22 protein-coding genes are annotated in these 16,215 nt (G+C 60.0%); 2 read left to right on the top strand and 20 right to left on the bottom strand.

Features of this window, described 5'->3' with window-relative positions:
• Positions 1 to 74: 74 nt before the first annotated feature.
• The gene (gene erdR / locus VNV36_RS15485; RefSeq protein WP_016771412.1) at positions 75 to 725 is read right to left on the bottom strand and encodes a response regulator transcription factor ErdR; all 651 of its coding nucleotides are present in this window, start codon (positions 723 to 725) and stop codon (positions 75 to 77) included.
• Positions 726 to 948: 223 nt separating this feature from the next.
• Complete coding sequence (locus tag VNV36_RS15490; RefSeq protein WP_325718520.1) at positions 949 to 1,695, bottom strand: tRNA-uridine aminocarboxypropyltransferase; 747 nt, start codon at positions 1,693 to 1,695, stop codon at positions 949 to 951.
• 190 nt (positions 1,696 to 1,885) lie between these two features.
• Between VNV36_RS15490 and VNV36_RS15495 the strand changes: the two genes are divergently transcribed.
• Positions 1,886 to 2,311 (top strand): PA3611 family quorum-sensing-regulated virulence factor, encoded by a 426-nt coding sequence (locus VNV36_RS15495; RefSeq protein ID WP_305441713.1) that lies wholly within the window; start codon positions 1,886 to 1,888, stop codon positions 2,309 to 2,311.
• Here the strand turns inward: VNV36_RS15495 and VNV36_RS15500 are convergent, their stop codons facing one another.
• Complete coding sequence (locus VNV36_RS15500) at positions 2,312 to 2,509, bottom strand: hypothetical protein (protein WP_325718521.1); 198 nt, start codon at positions 2,507 to 2,509, stop codon at positions 2,312 to 2,314. It lies immediately after the preceding gene.
• Positions 2,510 to 2,828: 319 nt separating this feature from the next.
• Here VNV36_RS15500 and VNV36_RS15505 point away from each other — a divergent pair, with 319 nt between their 5' ends.
• On the top strand, positions 2,829 to 3,947 hold the full coding sequence (locus VNV36_RS15505) for an LOG family protein (RefSeq protein ID WP_325718522.1): 1,119 nt from the start codon (positions 2,829 to 2,831) through the stop codon (positions 3,945 to 3,947).
• A gap of 56 nt (positions 3,948 to 4,003) precedes the next feature.
• Here VNV36_RS15505 and recX read toward each other — a convergent pair whose 3' ends face one another.
• From recX to VNV36_RS15590, 17 genes are all read right to left on the bottom strand, one after another.
• Positions 4,004 to 4,474 carry a recombination regulator RecX gene (gene recX / locus VNV36_RS15510; RefSeq protein ID WP_325718523.1) on the bottom strand — a complete coding sequence of 157 codons (471 nt, stop codon included), beginning with the start codon at positions 4,472 to 4,474 and terminating at the stop codon, positions 4,004 to 4,006.
• An 8-nt stretch (positions 4,475 to 4,482) separates the two neighbouring features.
• Positions 4,483 to 5,541 (bottom strand): recombinase RecA, encoded by a 1,059-nt coding sequence (gene recA, locus VNV36_RS15515; RefSeq protein WP_024011876.1) that lies wholly within the window; start codon positions 5,539 to 5,541, stop codon positions 4,483 to 4,485.
• 83 nt (positions 5,542 to 5,624) lie between these two features.
• On the bottom strand, positions 5,625 to 6,125 hold the full coding sequence (locus VNV36_RS15520) for a CinA family protein (protein WP_325718524.1): 501 nt from the start codon (positions 6,123 to 6,125) through the stop codon (positions 5,625 to 5,627).
• Positions 6,126 to 6,192: 67 nt separating this feature from the next.
• Entirely contained in the window at positions 6,193 to 6,711 is a 519-nt protein-coding gene (locus tag VNV36_RS15525; protein WP_325718525.1) for a lysis system spanin subunit, read from the bottom strand.
• Positions 6,690 to 7,256 carry a glycoside hydrolase family 19 protein gene (locus tag VNV36_RS15530; protein ID WP_325718526.1) on the bottom strand — a complete coding sequence of 189 codons (567 nt, stop codon included), beginning with the start codon at positions 7,254 to 7,256 and terminating at the stop codon, positions 6,690 to 6,692. The genes VNV36_RS15525 and VNV36_RS15530 overlap by 22 nt, the downstream gene beginning before the upstream one ends.
• Positions 7,257 to 7,292: 36 nt before the next feature.
• Complete coding sequence (locus tag VNV36_RS15535) at positions 7,293 to 7,511, bottom strand: hypothetical protein (RefSeq protein WP_325718527.1); 219 nt, start codon at positions 7,509 to 7,511, stop codon at positions 7,293 to 7,295.
• An 11-nt stretch (positions 7,512 to 7,522) separates the two neighbouring features.
• Positions 7,523 to 8,725, bottom strand: coding sequence for a carbohydrate-binding protein CenC (locus VNV36_RS15540; protein WP_325718528.1), 1,203 nt, complete (start codon positions 8,723 to 8,725; stop codon positions 7,523 to 7,525).
• 6 nt (positions 8,726 to 8,731) lie between these two features.
• A complete protein-coding gene (locus VNV36_RS15545) occupies positions 8,732 to 9,199 on the bottom strand; it encodes a phage tail assembly chaperone (protein ID WP_325718529.1) in 468 nt (155 codons plus the stop codon).
• Between the two features lie 2 nt (positions 9,200 to 9,201).
• Positions 9,202 to 10,128: a gp53-like domain-containing protein gene (locus VNV36_RS15550; RefSeq protein ID WP_325718530.1), complete on the bottom strand. Its 927-nt coding sequence runs from the start codon at positions 10,126 to 10,128 to the stop codon at positions 9,202 to 9,204.
• A gap of 15 nt (positions 10,129 to 10,143) precedes the next feature.
• Complete coding sequence (locus VNV36_RS15555) at positions 10,144 to 10,716, bottom strand: tail fiber assembly protein (RefSeq protein ID WP_325718531.1); 573 nt, start codon at positions 10,714 to 10,716, stop codon at positions 10,144 to 10,146.
• Positions 10,717 to 10,723: 7 nt separating this feature from the next.
• Positions 10,724 to 11,818 carry a phage tail protein gene (locus VNV36_RS15560; protein WP_325718532.1) on the bottom strand — a complete coding sequence of 365 codons (1,095 nt, stop codon included), beginning with the start codon at positions 11,816 to 11,818 and terminating at the stop codon, positions 10,724 to 10,726.
• Positions 11,819 to 11,941: 123 nt separating this feature from the next.
• Positions 11,942 to 12,457 (bottom strand): phage tail protein, encoded by a 516-nt coding sequence (locus VNV36_RS15565; protein ID WP_325718533.1) that lies wholly within the window; start codon positions 12,455 to 12,457, stop codon positions 11,942 to 11,944.
• Positions 12,454 to 13,605, bottom strand: coding sequence for a phage tail protein (locus VNV36_RS15570; protein WP_325718534.1), 1,152 nt, complete (start codon positions 13,603 to 13,605; stop codon positions 12,454 to 12,456). Before VNV36_RS15570 ends, VNV36_RS15565 begins: the two co-directional genes overlap by 4 nt.
• A gap of 13 nt (positions 13,606 to 13,618) precedes the next feature.
• A complete protein-coding gene (locus VNV36_RS15575) occupies positions 13,619 to 14,218 on the bottom strand; it encodes a YmfQ family protein (RefSeq protein WP_325718535.1) in 600 nt (199 codons plus the stop codon).
• Complete coding sequence (locus tag VNV36_RS15580) at positions 14,206 to 15,252, bottom strand: baseplate J/gp47 family protein (protein ID WP_325718536.1); 1,047 nt, start codon at positions 15,250 to 15,252, stop codon at positions 14,206 to 14,208. Before VNV36_RS15580 ends, VNV36_RS15575 begins: the two co-directional genes overlap by 13 nt.
• Positions 15,242 to 15,640 (bottom strand): phage GP46 family protein, encoded by a 399-nt coding sequence (locus tag VNV36_RS15585; protein ID WP_047601236.1) that lies wholly within the window; start codon positions 15,638 to 15,640, stop codon positions 15,242 to 15,244. The genes VNV36_RS15580 and VNV36_RS15585 overlap by 11 nt, the downstream gene beginning before the upstream one ends.
• Complete coding sequence (locus VNV36_RS15590; RefSeq protein WP_325718537.1) at positions 15,640 to 16,149, bottom strand: phage baseplate assembly protein V; 510 nt, start codon at positions 16,147 to 16,149, stop codon at positions 15,640 to 15,642. The genes VNV36_RS15585 and VNV36_RS15590 overlap by 1 nt, the downstream gene beginning before the upstream one ends.
• Between the last annotated feature and the right edge of the window lie 66 nt (positions 16,150 to 16,215).

Raw genomic sequence — 16,215 nt, forward strand, 5'->3', positions numbered from 1 at the left:
AAGGAGAAAACCAACCAAAAAGGAGTGGGGAAGCTAGATCAACGAAAGTCAAAAAAGCGTGAAACAGCCAGCCATTACTGGCTCGGAATTGACTCAAGTTGTTGCAGCAGCAATGCCGCTTGCGTACGGGTGCGCACATTCAATTTGCGAAAGATTGCCGTGACGTGGGCCTTGATGGTCGCTTCGGACACGCTCAACTCATAGGCGATCTGTTTGTTCAGCAGGCCTTCGCAGACCATGGTCAACACGCGGAACTGTTGCGGCGTCAGGCTGGCCAGCCCATCGCTGGCCGCTTTGGCCTCATCCGACACGCTCACCGCCTCGAACGCCTGCGGTGGCCAGAACACATCGCCATCGAGCACTTTGCGCACGGCTTCCTGAATCACGCTCAGATCGCTGGATTTGGGTATGAACCCGCTGGCGCCGAACTCGCGGGACTTGACCATCACCGAGGCTTCTTCCTGGGCCGAGACCATCACCACCGGAATCTGCGGGTATTGCCCGCGCAACAGCACCAGCCCGGAAAACCCGTAGGCGCCGGGCATGTTCAGATCGAGCAGAACCAGATCCCAGTCGGCCTTTTCGGTCAGGCGGGCTTCCAGTTCGGCAATGCTCGCCACTTCCACCAGCCGCACATCCGGGCCAAGTCCGAGCGTCACCGCTTGATGCAGGGCGCTGCGAAACAGGGGGTGATCATCGGCAATCAGGATGTCGTATGTGGCCATTTTTCAAATGATCCTGTTTTTGATGGCAGACTCGGTGCATTCCGGTCTGGCCAAAGCAACTCGAGACAGCGCCTCGAAGCGCTATCCACAGGGGCACGTTCAACGCCAATCAACAGCAAACCCGGCGTTTCAAACCTTGGCCGCACCCTGAACGGCGCCAAGCATGCCCAGCGAAGCCGGGGTGGTCAAGCGACACGGCCAGCGCTGTCGACAGTATGGGCCACTATTGGGCCAACTCCGGCTGCGGCTTTCGTATATAGGGCAACAACTCTGCATGAGCCTGGGTCGATTCATTCATGTCCAGTTGCTGCTTGGCGCCGAGGTAATGCTGGCTGAACACGTCGAAGTAAGCATCCAGCGCCGAAGCGGCATCGCTATCGCCGGCCTGTTCCAGACACAACGCGGCGACTTCAGCCGTGCACAAATGCTCGCTGCGGGTCGAACGGCGCAAGCGATAACGCGAGAGTTTGTCGGGCAGCAGGCTGAGAATCGGCAACCTGTCGAAATACGGGCTCTTGCGGAAGATCTTGCGCGCTTCGGTCCAGGTGGCATCGAGCAGGATGAACAGCGGGCGCTTGCTGCTATCGACGGTCACTGTATTGGTCACGCGCGAGGGCTCGACATATTCGCCCGGAAATACCAGATATGGCTGCCATTGCGGATCGTTGAGCAGCGCCAGCATCTTTGGATCGGGCTCGGTTCGTGACCAGATGAAGGCATGGTTGTCCCGCACCACATCAGCGATCAGCCAACCGGTGTTGCTCGGCTTGAACACTTCCTTGCCGGTCATGATCAGGCACACGCCGGAACGGGTTTCCACGCTTGGCCGCCAAGCGCACAGGCAGTGGCTGATGATTACCCGGCAATCGCGGCAACGCTCGGAACGAAAGCCACGCGCCTGAATCGGCTTGATGCCTTCGTCCTCGCGCTGATCGCGCAAGCGGGCCACGGCGTTGGGGGCATGATTCATCGCAGGCAACGCCGGCAGACAGGGAAATTCGACACGAATAACACTCGGCAGGGCAATAAAGGCCGGCAGTTTACCAGAGCGGCGACTACAAGCCTGTACCGTCCAGACCCGCTCCCCTATAATTCGCCGCCACTGAACGCACCGCCCCGTGACGGGTCGAACCAACCAGTCACCGAATCAGGAGAGTTTCATGCTGCGCCTTATCGTTCCCACCGCTGCCATTCTGCTGGCGTCGTCCTTTACCGCTCAGGCTGCCTCCCTGAGTGAGCAGAATCTGAACAGAGAGCTGCGCAACGTCGCCGCCCAAAGCAGCGTCGGCACGCCACGGGCGATCAATGAAGACATTCTTGATCAAGGCTACACCGTCGAAGGCACGCAACTGATCAACCATCTGAGCGTGCAGAAGAGCCACGCCGACAAAATGCGCGCTGATCCGAAAGCCGTGTATTTCCAGCTGGGCGCCTCGGTGTGCAACAACCCGTCGTACCGCAAGCTGATGGCCAAGGGCGCGGTCATGCGTTACGACTTCACCGAAGTTAAAACCAATAAAGCGATCGGCTCGGCCAGCTATCAGGAATCCGATTGCCCGAAAGCCGCACCAGCGAAGAAGAAGTAATCAGCGCGAAGTGTTAGCGCGCCGCTGTTCATCCTCGGCGCGCAATTCTGCCACCAGAGCCTGGAGATAGCGCGAGCGACGCTCGCCGCCGGCCAATCGTCGGCAGCACTCCTCTTCGAGACTCAATTGGTTCGCCTCGGCTGACTCTTGCAACATTCGATACAGCTGCGTATCGATCTCCAGAATCAATCTGGCCATGCATCCCGCCTCCTTGCCACCTGCGAATCCTTGAATTGCCTTGTCTTGCGACATCTGTCTTTCAGTAAATCAGAGGGCATGCGCTTCGGAGCGCGTTCAGACGAGCGGCGACGCATGGGTAGCAAATCAACAAGCGGTTGCCAGGCAAAACGTTCCAGCGCACTGTTCAAGTCAGCGCGAATGCGTGCGAGGGTCTAGATTCAGAATATTCCGATCACTCGTAACGGCAGAAATGGAACTGCCGCCTGTGTGTGTTCTTGCAGCGCGGCCCTGACGTCGTTCATCAGGGCCACCCGCTCTGTGCAGAAGGAGACGTTGAATGCCTTACCAACCGAATGACCTCTTGAGCCGTCATTTTCAGGAGAGCGGCCCCGACCTCATCAGCCAGGTCGAAGCCCAGCTCCACCGGGTGTCCCCCAACAGCCCGAACCTCCCCATCTACCGCGACATGATCCTGACCGTGCTGCGCATGGCCCAGGAAGACCACAACCGCTGGAACGCCAAGATTACCTTGCAAGCCCTGCGTGAGCTGGAGCAGGCGTTCCGCGTGCTTGAGCAATTCAGGGGTCGCCGCAAAGTCACCGTTTTCGGCTCGGCGCGTACGCCCATGGAGCATCCGTTGTACGCGATGGCCCGTGAACTCGGCGCCGCCCTCACGCGTGCGGACATGATGGTCATCACCGGTGCCGGTGGCGGCATCATGGCCGCCGCCCATGAAGGGGCCGGGCGTGACCATAGCCTGGGCTTCAACATCACCCTGCCCTTCGAGCAACACGCCAACCCCACCGTCGATGGCACTGGCAATCTGTTGCCGTTTCACTTTTTCTTCACCCGCAAACTGTTTTTCGTCAAGGAAGCCGACGCGCTGGTGCTGTGCCCGGGCGGGTTTGGCACCCTGGATGAAGCTCTGGAAGTGCTGACGCTGATTCAGACCGGTAAAAGTCCATTGGTGCCCGTGGTACTGCTGGATGTTCCGGGCGGCACCTTCTGGCAAGGCGCGCTGGATTTCATTCGCAATCAGCTGGAAGACAACCGTTACATCCTGCCGACCGATATGAAGCTGATGCGACTGGTCTACAGCGTTGAAGAAGCGGTGGATCAGATCAACCAGTTCTACCGCAATTTCCACTCCAGCCGCTGGCTCAAACGGCAGTTCGTGATCCGCATGCACCACAAACTCAGTGAGCAGGCGCTGGCGCAGATGCAGGAAGCGTTCGCTGATCTGTGCCTGAGCGACGGGTTTCATCAACACGCCTACGGTGGCGAGGAACAGGACGATCCCCAGTTCAGCCATCTGGCGCGCTTGGCGTTTGCCTTCAATGGCCGCACTCATGGTCGCCTGAGAGAGTTGGTGGACTACATCAACCTTCCTGAAAACTGGTCCGATTCGAAACCGCCTACCGCACAACGCTCGCGAGCGCCTTCAAACGTGATTTGAAGGCAAAAAAAACGGCCCGCTATTTTCACAATAGCGGGCCGTTTTATTGAGTCGGTTTAATCGTCCATATTCCGACCGCTGAACAAGCGGTTGATCATCTCCATCGAGAAACCCCGATACGCCAGAAACCGGCCTTGCCTGGCCCGCTCTTTGGCATCAATCGGTAAATGCCCGGAGAACTTGCGCTGCCATGTGTCCTGAAGTTGCGCCTGCCAATTGATACCGCTTTCGCGCAGGGCGATTTCGATGTCGCTGCGTTGCAAGCCCCGCTGGCTGAGTTCCTCGCGAATTCGCAGAGGCCCATAGCCGGAGCGGGCGCGATAGGAGACAAAGCTTTCAAGGTAACGGGCTTCGGAAAGCAGGCCTTCTTCCGTCAGACGGTCGAGAGCTGTTTCGATCAGCTCCGCCTCGGCGCCGCGCTGACGCAGTTTACGCGTCAGCTCGACTCGACCATGCTCGCGGCGTGCGAGCAGGTCCATGGCAGTTCGCCGCACCGCGACGAGGGTATCCAGTACGGCGATGGTCATCGCTGCAATCAGAGGTCAGCGTCGGCCAGGTCATCTTCGGTCTCTTTGACCGCAGAGGCCTTGGAGTCCGCGATCACCGCTGGCGACAGCAGCTTGTCACGCAGTTGCTTCTCAAGCTTCGCGGCGATTTCCGGGTTGTCCGCCAGGAACTTGGCCGAGTTGGCCTTGCCCTGACCGATTTTGGTGCCTTCGTAGGCATACCAGGCACCGGACTTCTCGACGAAACCGTGCAGCACACCCAGGTCGATCATCTCGCCGTTGAGGTAGATGCCCTTGCCGTAAAGAATCTGGAACTCGGCCTGACGGAACGGCGAAGCCACCTTGTTCTTCACAACCTTGACGCGGGTTTCGCTGCCGACCACTTCGTCGCCTTCCTTCACCGCGCCGGTACGGCGGATGTCGAGACGAACCGAGGCGTAGAACTTCAGCGCGTTACCACCAGTGGTGGTTTCCGGGCTGCCGAACATCACGCCGATCTTCATACGGATCTGGTTGATGAAGATCACCAGGCAGTTGGCATTCTTGATGTTACCGGTGATTTTACGCAGCGCCTGAGACATCAGACGTGCTTGCAGGCCGACGTGCATGTCGCCCATTTCACCTTCGATTTCCGCCTTCGGTACCAGAGCTGCCACGGAGTCGACGATGATCACGTCAACAGCGTTGGAGCGCACCAGCATATCGGTGATTTCCAGTGCCTGTTCGCCAGTGTCCGGCTGGGAGACCAGCAGGTCATCGACGTTGACGCCCAGCTTGCCGGCGTACTCTGGATCAAGCGCGTGCTCGGCGTCGACGAACGCGCAGGTCGCGCCGGCTTTTTGCGCCTGGGCGATCACGGACAAGGTCAGTGTGGTTTTACCGGAGGATTCAGGACCGTAGATTTCAACAATACGGCCTTTTGGCAGACCGCCGATGCCGAGTGCGATGTCCAGACCCAGAGAGCCAGTGGAAATGGCGGGGATCGCCTGACGGTCCTGATCGCCCATACGCATTACGGCACCCTTGCCGAATTGACGTTCGATCTGACCCAGGGCCGCAGCCAAGGCTTTCTTCTTGTTGTCGTCCATTAAAGTCCTCACGTAATCAATAAGGCCTGACGGCCAACACCTGTATAAGTAGCCAGTATTATTCCACAGCGTTCGAAGATCGCCTACCCCTGATTTTCGATTTCTCTTGCCGCTAGTCGCACAAGCCCCTCTAGCGCGGCCTTCACCGTTTGTCGGCGGACTTCATCGCGGTTGCCAGGGAAGTGTTGAACCTCGCTGTAAACGTCGTCGCCTACGCCCCAGGCCAGCCACACAGTACCCACCGGTTTGTTCGGCGTGCCACCGTCCGGACCCGCTACACCACTGACTGCCACGGCAAAATGCGCCAGGCTGTGCTGCTGCGCGCCGCGCACCATGGCCTCGACCACTTCGCGACTGACCGCGCCCACCGTCTCGAACAAATCGCCCGGCACATTCAGCTGCCGGGTTTTCTGTCGGTTGGAGTAAGTCACATAACCGGCCTCGAACCAGGCCGAACTGCCCGGAATACGCGTGATCGCCTCAGCAATCCCGCCGCCGGTGCAGGATTCGGCGGTAGTGACGTGGGCATTTAGCACTTGCAGACGTCGGCCCAGGTCTGCGGCCAGTTGGGTGGTCTCTTTCACGGCGGGCTCCGGATCGTGTGGAATGCCTTCACCGTACACGAGCCGGACGCGCTTTCAATACACAGAATCATTCAAAATGTTCGGGCGCCAGTGCTCTGACATAGGCCTGACAGGCCTGCAAAGCAATCAGTCCACGGTCGCCGGTGTCGGTGATGGCGATAATTCGTTGAGCATGCGCCGGGTCAAGTCGGGCGCGTACGGTTGCAGAATCCACGCCGCCGGTGCTGGCGGGGGCTGGCACCGCACAGCCGTGGGCAAGGTCGCCGGCGTCGAGAAGGACTGACAGGCGCACATCGGCAGTAGCAAGACGATCGCGCAGGCGATCCTGATCACGTTGGGCATCGCTGAGCGCTCGGTAATGGGTTTGTTCACTGGCCGCAAGCCGCTGCTCCAGCGCCAGGCGTTTATCCTGCTCGGCCTGTTGTGCGCTGGCGGCGCTCTGCGTGATTTGATTTTGCGTCTCGGCGTTTAACCGGGCCTGCTCGGCCAGTTGCCGGCCGTAGCGCCAGTCCTGCAACTGCCACGCCGCGGCAAAAGCCCCGGCGACCAGCAGTAACAGGCCAATCACTCGCCAGGAGCCGGACATAGCACCGCCCTCGCCCGCGCCCAGATATCCAGGCGATCCTGCAAGCCGTTCAACCCGCCGTTGATTCGACGGGTGATGGTGTTGAACTGGTCCGCGTCGGCCAGCTCATTCAGGACCTTCTGCGCCCAGAACCACGCCGCCGATTCGGCCGCCCATTGCGGTTGCTCGAGCAATTCAGGCAACGACAGCAAACGCTCATCGCCAAACAGGCCGAGGCTGCATTGGCGGTAGTTGGCGCGACCGGTGATTTGTATAAGTCCTCGCCCCCGATATTTTTGCCCGTCGCCGTCCGCCTCGGGCGTATTGCCCAAACGTAGCGCCAGAGTGCCGGTGTCGTATTTGCTCAGGTACTGGTTGTCGCCCAATTCGCGCACGTAACGCAATTGGCCCGACTCGTGACCGACCTGTGCCAGAAAAGCAGCGATACGTTTAGGCGTATCGATCCGATGCCTCGACATGGCGGCGTTGAGTACCGAAACAAAAACGCCCGCTTGGGAGCGGGCGTTGGGCATGATGTCGTTAAGGTGTTTTTCAGTTATTTGCATGCTGCTTGATCCTCCCTGGATGTTGCCCCGATTGAATCACGGCTGACGGCTGATGCTTGCCAGCCATTTATTTGCCAGAGTTTTCAGGGGGCTCTGCGCTAGGGCTTCTCCAAGGGCTCCTTCGAGGGATTGCACTTGACCGCCCGATAAAAGCCACTGCTGATATTCAAGCCAGTCGCGATTGGTCGGATCAGCTGGAATGAACGCTGAATCGCCCGTGCGCAGTACACCGCAAGCGGTCAGTTGATATGTCATTAACGTCGCTCCTAAATTTCCGCGTCTGCAGTCCATTCCAACTGCAAGGTCTGCCCAGGAGCACTTCCTACGGGCGTGACAGTTGCAAACGAGATACTGCGATCGGTTACACCCTGCAAAGTAGTACCCGTACAGGCCTTGCCGATTGTTTGATTCCAGACTTGATTACTGCTGTCGGCCGGGCAATACGCGGTCACGGTGGGCTGAACCCTTTTCTGCACCAACAAACCGATGGTCATACCGTATTGGCCCGTGTTGCCTGCCGGTACTTGGGTGAATGTCGAAATACAGGTGTTGGTTCCGTTGTTTGCCTTGACCGGTATTCCGCTCGCAAAAGACTTTTCGTAGTAGCGCTGACACAGCATCAGTTCTTCGGCGAGTGGTCGAACTTCGAAAGGAGTGGAAACGGGTCCCTCTTCCAGTTGCACAAGGGTCAGATCTACGGTCTGCAACACGTTCAAAGGCAGGTCGAACGACAATGTCAGGCAATCGTTCGCCCCTTGCATTTTTCCGGCAATGGCAGGCACCTGAAACGTTGCAGTGTGTCGGCCCCACGTTGTACTCAGTTGAAAGACATCAACAACCTTCACAACAGCTGCCGATCCCCCTGCACCGAATTGTTGGGTGATAGCGACTTGCAAAGGCCGCGCAGCATCGGATCGTGCCCAGAACGTCAACGTGGCAGTCCTTGCGGCGAGTGTTCTGACCGATTCGATACTTTGTGAAATCCTGTGAGTCGTTGCTCCTGCGCCTGCCGCGGTTTGTTGCCAGCGCAAGAAGCAGGCAGGTTCGCCAGGAACCTCCCCTTGCCCGAGTGGGAACGTCTGGCGAGTGATGCTTACCCCGGCGTTACCGTTCCAGTCGCAACGAAAACGGTCCGCCACGTAACCACCGATATTGGGTGCCTGATTGCTCGCTCCACGCTGCCAGATTCGGAAGTCGCCATTAATGAGCAGATTCCGCCGATAAACCTGCACCGGGAACTGTTGCATCGGATCAGGCCTGGACAGTTGCCGGATCGCTTGAGCCAACTGATCAGTCTGCTGTTCGTCCGGGCTCAACCCCGCTGCCGTAATTGCGCTGAGTATTTCCTGAGTAACACTGTTGCCCCAGCTCGCAGGGATCAGCGACCCCGGTGTTCCAGCGATGGCATCTTCATCGACAAACTTGCCGCCGACCAGGCCAGAGCCCGGGACGCTTTTTGGGTAATCCATTTCTATCTATCCTCGGTTGAAGGGCGAACCGCTCAGCCATTGGCCCCTAACAAACCTTCCAAGCCAGTCAGGTTCGACCGGGCGTGAACGCGCATCAGGGAAGTCCGAATGATCGGGCCAGTCGCGCAACGCCTGCCGATAGGCCAGGAGCTCTTTGAACTCCTCGGTACGCAGGGTTGTACCTTCACCCACCTCCAGCTCTTCGGCATCGCGAAACACCAGCCACTGGGTGGCTTGCAGAACGTGGTTGCGCCATGCGCGCTCGTGGCTGGCCAGTGTTGCAGGAGAAACGACGGGGTCGGTCAAAACGGGTTGACCACTGGCACTGGCGCTGATGACTTTGCCGCTCGCCTGTCCGGCAAACAGCTCGGCGTATTGCGCGTGGGTGATTTCCACCGCACCTTCGGGTAACGCCGGACCGGGGTTTTCGACCCGATCGAATCCGAGTGTCTGTGCGTAAAAGTGAATAACCATGGTCAGTACCCCCAAACCAGTATGCGACCGGAAATACCGGCATCTGCCTTCACACCGGAAGCGATGACATTGCGCACCCGAGCGGCGGCTGTCGTTCTCGTCGAACCTCCCCCATCGAAGGCCCAGACAGTTACATTCGAGCCACCCCAGCCTCCCGGATTGCCTTCATTGGCGATGCCGCCAAGGACAGCATTGGGAAACATGATGGGCAACGACACCGACATGTAGCCGTTCGCATCACTTCCGCCCATTACCCATTGCACGATCAGACCGCTGGGAAACCGTTGATAGCCCGTCGTGCCGAATTGCGCCGCAGCATTAGCCGAGTACTTCAGCGCAGCAGTGCCATAAACCACCCATATTCCAGACTCTTTGACGAAGTTTGCACTCTCACCATTGTTCATTACGATCGACGCCAGATACCCCCCCTGGGGGCTGATCTGTGCGCCGGTTTTACTGGCCACGGTGACGGGTGCGTTATTACGGCAATGCAGACTGATCGTGGCGCCGCTCGGCACCGTGGGCGCAGCCGCATCCGGAAGCGTCACTGTATAAGTCGCATTACCACCCAGACCGATCGAGCAGCCGACATCGGCCTGGGTCAACTGTGTGGCAGCGGTTATCCCCCGAGCACTGGCGTAACTGCCCAGCGCCCGCTGCACAAACTCGGCTGTTGCCGCCGAGCGTCCGCCATCGAACTGCGGAGCGGTCATGAACAACGCCGGACTGCGTAGCGCAGCCAGCAATTGATTGTTCGATGCCTCGTTCGGCGCCATCCCGGCCGCCTGAACGACGTTGAGAATTTCTTGCGTGACGCTGTTGCCCCACGCTGCAGGAATCAACGAACCCGGCGTTCCGGCGACGGTGTTTTCATCAACGAAGCCGCCGTTGACCAACCCCACCCCGGGGATACTTTTCGGATAATCCATTTGCACTACTCCTGGTTATGCAACCACGGCTGCCGTGGCACCAGGCGGCACCGGCCAAGTGACTGCGTGGGGAAAACCGCTTTGCTTTTCGATGCGGTTCAGCTCGACGCTGTAGAGTTTCCACTCGATCAGCAGCAATTGTTCGTCATGGCTGGCGTCGCCGATGTCTTCGGCATATTGCAAAGGCGCAATGCGCAGAACAGCGTCGCGCAGCAAGCCGTCGCGTGTTGCCAGGACCCGGTCCCTGGCATCCGCCAGGCGGGCCTGCTCATCAGGCTGCCAGCCGTTGTCGCGCCATACATGAAACTCACCGGGCCACGGCTCTGCCGTGAGGGTGTCAGGCAGCTCGCCCAGATCGGTCCAGGCCTGCTGGGCACCACCGTCCTTGCGATAGACCACACCGCGGCAGTCAACGACTTCGCGCGGTATGCCGTTGATCAACGCCCAGCTGCGACCGGTTTCCGGTTCAGGCAATTCGTACGTCAGCTCAACCGCGTTGGCGGGAAGCTGAACGCCTATTCCGGGCGTGACGGGAAACTCGACCGGCCCGGACAGGGCACCCGAACCATCAAATAGATAATTGAACATATGCGCCTCAGATGAGTTTGATGCGGCCGGGATAGGCGATGTTGCGTGGACGGGATTTGAACGTGTAGAGCAGCGTGGCGCCGGGATCCATTTGATAGGTGGTTCCGGCAGGGAAGGTGGGACCGCCATTGACGAGCCCGGAAACGTGTTGAGCTTCTTCACGGGTGTCGGCGCCGAAGCCGATCAGGCTGTCCGACCAACGCGAGCCCACCGCCCCGCCGCCGTTCGCGCCCAAGGCAAAAGAGTGAGTCGAGCCGGGCTGAAAAGTGCCCATCACACGCCCCGAGTCAACACCACGCCCTTCGTCCAGCACCCGCAGAAATTCACCCCGGCCCTCAGGGCCACGAAACGTCGTCGCGCCGTCGCCGGTGGTCCATTTCCCCTCCGTGCCCGGACGTAAAGCTTCCGATCCCAGCATTCCTGATTGCTGAGCGTGATCCCACAGCCAGGGCCATTCAGCGCGCTTCATGACAGCGCCATTCAACGCACCATATCCGCCCGGACTGAGCGTGATAGTCGTGTCAAAAAATGGTCTTCCCAAAGGCGTATTGTCGAAGCGACCGACCGGCCACCAACTGCCGGCACCATCACTGCGCAAATGCCACCAGTCGCCGCCCCCCATCAATACGAAAAACCCATAGCCGTTTGGCGAGAGATGAGTATGAAAACGGATTCGGTCGCTGCCGGCCGCTTGGATCACCATACGACTGCCGCTGTTGTCCACCCGACGAAGGATCACATCGCGCACGCCGAGCGCGGCGTTGGCGGGTGGCAACGTCAACGTGACGGCACCGGTGCTGCCGTCGATCAACACGAGCCCGAGTTCCTGTTCGGTCAGCGCTTTCGAAGCAGCCAGTCGGGTAATCACCGAACGCATCGGACTGGCGCTGCCGACAATCGACTGAATCGCCTTGAACAACTGGCCCGTATCCGCTTCGGAAGCCACCAGCCCGCCGCCGGCAATCACGCTCAGAATCTCCTGAGTCACACTGTTGCCCCACACCGCCGGAATCAACGAGCCCGGCGTACCCGCCACCGGGTTTTCATCGACGAAACGGCCGTCGACCAGGCCGACGCTGGGGACGCTTTTTGGATAGTCCATATGTTGTTCGTTCCTGTGAAATGACAAATGAGCCGTGCCTGCGCACTGGCAAACACAGGTCTGGTTCGGAAAATAAAAAGCCCACATCGAAGTGGGCTTGGGTGAAGCGGGACGAAATATCGTTTAGCTGGAAAGACCGCTGGCAAGTTCGCCGATGGCAATCAAGGCTTCATCGGCCGCGCTGCGCGCCAGATCGATCTTGCCCTTGCCCGCCTGCGCGCGGATCTGCGCTTTGGCCTTCAGGCGCAAAGTGCGCAGAGTGAGCAAGTGGTCAGTCAGCTGTTCGGCCTTGGCGAGAATCTGCTCCGCCGCCTGTTTGGCCGTGCGGCCTTTGACGACCCACGCGGCAACTGAGAGAGGGACTTCTTTTTTCGGGTAACCGGCGTCCTGAAAAGCCTGAGCGTCGGCGGCTGCCTGTGCGTACTCCATGGCTTTGAGCGGGTCGCCTGCCAGTGCGCTGCGAGCGTTGTCAGCGGCGGCGTCGACTTTCGCGCACAGGTTCTCGGCTTCCAAATGTTCCAGCGTCGCCAGTTTTGATGCGTCTGCCAGCCACTGCTGTCCATCCCACTCGTGTGCAAGCGAAGGCTGCGGCGGGCGCAGTTCGTCGCCAAATTGATGAAGCTCCTGAATCACCTTCATCGGATTAACTCCCACAAAAAATGAACATTGACGGCGTTACTGAAATTCACCGCGATACCGGAGGTGTAATCGGCAACAGGGTGAGTTTTGATGCCGATGCCATGCAGCGCTTCATCCTTCGAAGCATCCATCGAGCCGAGATTATGTTGAGACTGAAATGTCTGCCACAACGAGCGAAGCTGCGTGTGATCGAAACCGGCGGTCAAGGTCGATACGGACGCGTCTCCGACCGCATTATTGGAACAGATCACGATTGGATGTTTGGCTGTCCATCCTGATGGGTTGCCACCGATGTTCTGCTCGCCAGGGCTCGTAAACGTGTAACTGGAGCCCAACCAATTGGCCTCCGAGAACCCTACGTTGGTCAGCAGGCTGGCTGAAGGCGTCGCATTGCTGAAAATCAACCGGGCCGAACGCGCATGCGGGTCCAGTGGCAGATAAACCACACCGGTCCCACTAACGGTCTGGCTCCAGGTGAGCCGTGCCCGGTTATAGATTGCGAGTACCGAAGGGACAGTTCCCACCGCTCCGGTGAGAATCCAGGCAACGCACATGTCCAGGCTGGTCGAGGAAAATCCGCCACCGCCCACGCCATCAGCCATGCCTTTCAGGGACGCCGGGGCTGGGTCAGTCGGCGCGCCGCGCTGCACATAAAAAATCAGTGCGTCGCCGACTACTTGAGCACGCAGAAAATAGCCCGTATTAGGCAACAATTCGGCGCTGGTCCAGTTTGACGTGGTAAACGTGCGCGACCTGCCCAACTGGCCAGGCACGACCTCTTGAGCGATGCTCACCGGTATGCCAGGCGGCACCGAAACCTTGCCTCCGCTGGTCGCCGAAGCATTGGCAGTGACGGCCAGTCGGCCCTCTGCATTCGCGACGGTCGGCAATGGCAAGGAACCGATCGGCAACGCCGAATCCAGATTCCAGCCCTTGGCCGAAACGCTGCGAATCGCCTGCAACAACTGATCGTATTTCTTCTCGTCCGGTGTAAGGTCTGCCGCCTTGATCACGTTGAGAATTTCCTGAGTAACCCCATTGCCCCAGTCGGCCGGAATCAACGATCCCGGCGTCCCCATCATGGGGTTCTCGTCGACAAACTTGCCATTCACCAGCCCGGCACTGGGCACACTCTTCGGATAATCCATCCCTCATTCCTCCCTAGTCATAATTGATGTGCACTTTGGTATGCGCCGGCGCACTGCGGTGGATCAGGCATTCCAGTGCCGAGCCCGGATTGACGCCGAAGCGCTCGCCCCAGTAACTCGCGCCGTAACGCCGACCGAGGAGCAAACGCCCGCCGGTGTTGAGCGTCCACATGAACTGCGCCTCCCAGGTGCCCCAATGGGCCGAGCCGAAACGGGCGCGGCCCATTCGCGGGGCTTCGTGTTCGGTGATGCTGGCGTTGGGGTAGCCCTGGCTTTTGGCGATGTCGAGGTAGTAGCCGACAGCCTGGCTGCCCACTGCGAGCAGGCGGCGACGTACGGCGAGGCGGCGGTCGTCGAACAAGGGTGTGGCGCCGAGGCACGGGTCGGGCAGTTGCATGACACGTTCCCAGTCCGGCACCAGTTCACTCACGCCGGCCGGGTCCATTTCGTTGAGCAGGTCGGCGGCGCGCGCGTCGAGGCGCGCCAGTTCGACGGCGACACCTTCGAGCACTTCTTCGAGCTCCGGTACCCGTTCCGGGTCCCACGCCGGGCCGCTGGGCAGCAAGGCGCGCAGTTGCGCCTGGTATTGCGCGGCGGTTCTCATGCCCCCCATACGCAGCCTCCGAAGGTGAGCAGTTCGCTCTGCCCGGCCGGTACATCGGCGGCCGGTGCGCTGAGGCTGTGGTCGTATTCACCGCCAGCACTGCTGATCGCTTCGCGGATATGGCTGATCAACAGCGGCACACCCAGGTCGGCCTCGCGGTTGTGCAAATCGCGCAGTTGCGCTTCGACGGCAGCGCGTACCGCGGTGGTGTCCGGTTCGACGCGCTTGAAGCGATACACCACCGGTACTTGCACCGGACGTTGCACATGCACTTCGGCGGTAACCGGACGCAGCGGTTCGATGTAGTCCTGAACCTCGGCCAGTTGTTCATCGTTCGGCACCGGTTGCGGATCGTCGTCGCGCATGATGAACACCGTCACCGTGCCCGGGCCGAGCAAGCCGCCACGACACCACGCCCGCGTCACACCCGGCACTTCCAGTGCCCAGGTTTCGTAGTCGCTGGCCGCGCCACCGTGGGGAATCACGCGGTAGGAACGGATGACCCGCGAGCGCAGCGATTCAAGGCTTTCCCGCGCCACGCCACCACTGAGGCCCGGCGCCAGCACCAGGAAACTGCTGCCGACGATGCCGGCAATCGGTTGCACCGGAGTCAGCGCCAGACCGGCATCGGCGTTGCCCAGACTGCCGGCCTCCAGTGCCGCAATCGTGGTGCTGTTGCTGCCATTGACCGTCGTGCGTGCGGCGGTGACTTTGTAGGTGCGACCGTCGTTGCTTTGCAGCAGGGTATCGATGTCGAGCACCGCGCCGGCGGTTGCGGTAAAGCTCACCGTGCCCGTAGCCACTTGCGCGGGTTTGCGCGGCTGGTTCAGCCGCAGTGCAGCGATGCGCTCCAGGGTCGACTCGTCGGCCTTGTCGGGCAGAATCTGCTCGGCAATCCAGTCGAGATAACCGTACAGCCCATAAGCGGCACCGCCGAGGGTTCGGGCCAGTACCTGCGCATCGGACTGGCGCAGCGAATCGCCGGCCAGGTCGCTTTGGGTGCGTTTTATCAGCACCGGCAGCGAAGGGGTTTCAAACGGCATAGATCACCTGCCAACTGTTATCGGGGTTGATGTCCAGGCGTTCGCCGTCGGCCAGGGTCAGGACCGTGCGCAGGTTCAGGCGCTGGGCGTCGAGGCGTTCGCTGATGATGTCGATGGCGCTGCAGTGGCCGTCGTCGATCAGCCACTGCAAGGCTTCGCGGGCATAGAACTCGGCGTCCATCTGTGTTTGTCGGGTCAGCTTGACCCGGCGCAACAGCCACAGCCGCGAACCGATACGGTCGTCGGCAACCGTGGGAAAACTGTCGCCCCACCAGCCGAAGCGTTCTTCGTCATCGAGGGCATCGTCATCGGCGGCGCGGCGCCAGGTGAACAGACTGATGAGTACCGCGCGGGTCAGCGCGGCGTGGAGGTTCTGGCTGATAAACATCACTGACCTCCTGCCGGCGCGCCGGTCTGCCCGTTGCCGGCCTGCACACCGACATGGACGTGCTTGATCTGACTGATGCCGCCAGCCAGTTGATCGCCTGTGGAAACAATCTTGCCGGTCTGATTGATGACCGGCGTGTCGAAATTCACCGCGCTGCTGGCGCGGATGTTCAGCGTGGCGGTGTCGATATCGATGATCCGCCCGCGCTTGAAATGGATCCTGTCGCCCTCGTCGGTGTAGATCGCCACTTCGCCCGCAGCCAGCGCTTGCAGGCGATAGCGGCGGTCGGCGATGACCAGAGCGATGGCGTGGGAACGGTCGCCGCCGATGAAAGTGACGACCCCTTCAGCACCGGCCAGCGGATGGCTGGTGAAACCGTAGGGTTCGAAGTGTTCGAGGTCGTCATTCACTTCGCCGGCGGTGAGGCGCATTTGCAGTGATTGCAGTTTCGAAGCCGAGTTGGCGAGCACGACAGTGCCGCGCGCCAGCAGGCGTGTCAGTAGGCTCATGCTTGGTTCCTGTAAGAAACGGGCCGACATCAAAAGATCGGCGTACACCTGTAGGAGCTGCCGAAG

The organism is Pseudomonas sp. (genome assembly GCF_035554175.1).
Classification (GTDB): domain Bacteria; phylum Pseudomonadota; class Gammaproteobacteria; order Pseudomonadales; family Pseudomonadaceae; genus Aquipseudomonas.

Coding starts and splice junctions, on each gene's coding strand:
- erdR (WP_016771412.1), bottom strand. CDS start 725: ATGGCCACATACGACATCCTGATTGCCGATGATCACCCCCTGTTTCGC.
- VNV36_RS15490 (WP_325718520.1), bottom strand. CDS start 1,695: ATGAATCATGCCCCCAACGCCGTGGCCCGCTTGCGCGATCAGCGCGAG.
- VNV36_RS15495 (WP_305441713.1), top strand. CDS start 1,886: ATGCTGCGCCTTATCGTTCCCACCGCTGCCATTCTGCTGGCGTCGTCC.
- VNV36_RS15500 (WP_325718521.1), bottom strand. CDS start 2,509: ATGGCCAGATTGATTCTGGAGATCGATACGCAGCTGTATCGAATGTTG.
- VNV36_RS15505 (WP_325718522.1), top strand. CDS start 2,829: ATGCCTTACCAACCGAATGACCTCTTGAGCCGTCATTTTCAGGAGAGC.
- recX (WP_325718523.1), bottom strand. CDS start 4,474: ATGACCATCGCCGTACTGGATACCCTCGTCGCGGTGCGGCGAACTGCC.
- recA (WP_024011876.1), bottom strand. CDS start 5,541: ATGGACGACAACAAGAAGAAAGCCTTGGCTGCGGCCCTGGGTCAGATC.
- VNV36_RS15525 (WP_325718525.1), bottom strand. CDS start 6,711: ATGTCCGGCTCCTGGCGAGTGATTGGCCTGTTACTGCTGGTCGCCGGG.
- VNV36_RS15530 (WP_325718526.1), bottom strand. CDS start 7,256: ATGCAAATAACTGAAAAACACCTTAACGACATCATGCCCAACGCCCGC.
- VNV36_RS15535 (WP_325718527.1), bottom strand. CDS start 7,511: ATGACATATCAACTGACCGCTTGCGGTGTACTGCGCACGGGCGATTCA.
- VNV36_RS15540 (WP_325718528.1), bottom strand. CDS start 8,725: ATGGATTACCCAAAAAGCGTCCCGGGCTCTGGCCTGGTCGGCGGCAAG.
- VNV36_RS15545 (WP_325718529.1), bottom strand. CDS start 9,199: ATGGTTATTCACTTTTACGCACAGACACTCGGATTCGATCGGGTCGAA.
- VNV36_RS15550 (WP_325718530.1), bottom strand. CDS start 10,128: ATGGATTATCCGAAAAGTATCCCCGGGGTGGGGTTGGTCAACGGCGGC.
- VNV36_RS15555 (WP_325718531.1), bottom strand. CDS start 10,716: ATGTTCAATTATCTATTTGATGGTTCGGGTGCCCTGTCCGGGCCGGTC.
- VNV36_RS15560 (WP_325718532.1), bottom strand. CDS start 11,818: ATGGACTATCCAAAAAGCGTCCCCAGCGTCGGCCTGGTCGACGGCCGT.
- VNV36_RS15565 (WP_325718533.1), bottom strand. CDS start 12,457: ATGAAGGTGATTCAGGAGCTTCATCAATTTGGCGACGAACTGCGCCCG.
- VNV36_RS15570 (WP_325718534.1), bottom strand. CDS start 13,605: ATGGATTATCCGAAGAGTGTGCCCAGTGCCGGGCTGGTGAATGGCAAG.
- VNV36_RS15575 (WP_325718535.1), bottom strand. CDS start 14,218: ATGGGGGGCATGAGAACCGCCGCGCAATACCAGGCGCAACTGCGCGCC.
- VNV36_RS15580 (WP_325718536.1), bottom strand. CDS start 15,252: ATGCCGTTTGAAACCCCTTCGCTGCCGGTGCTGATAAAACGCACCCAA.
- VNV36_RS15585 (WP_047601236.1), bottom strand. CDS start 15,640: ATGTTTATCAGCCAGAACCTCCACGCCGCGCTGACCCGCGCGGTACTC.
- VNV36_RS15590 (WP_325718537.1), bottom strand. CDS start 16,149: ATGAGCCTACTGACACGCCTGCTGGCGCGCGGCACTGTCGTGCTCGCC.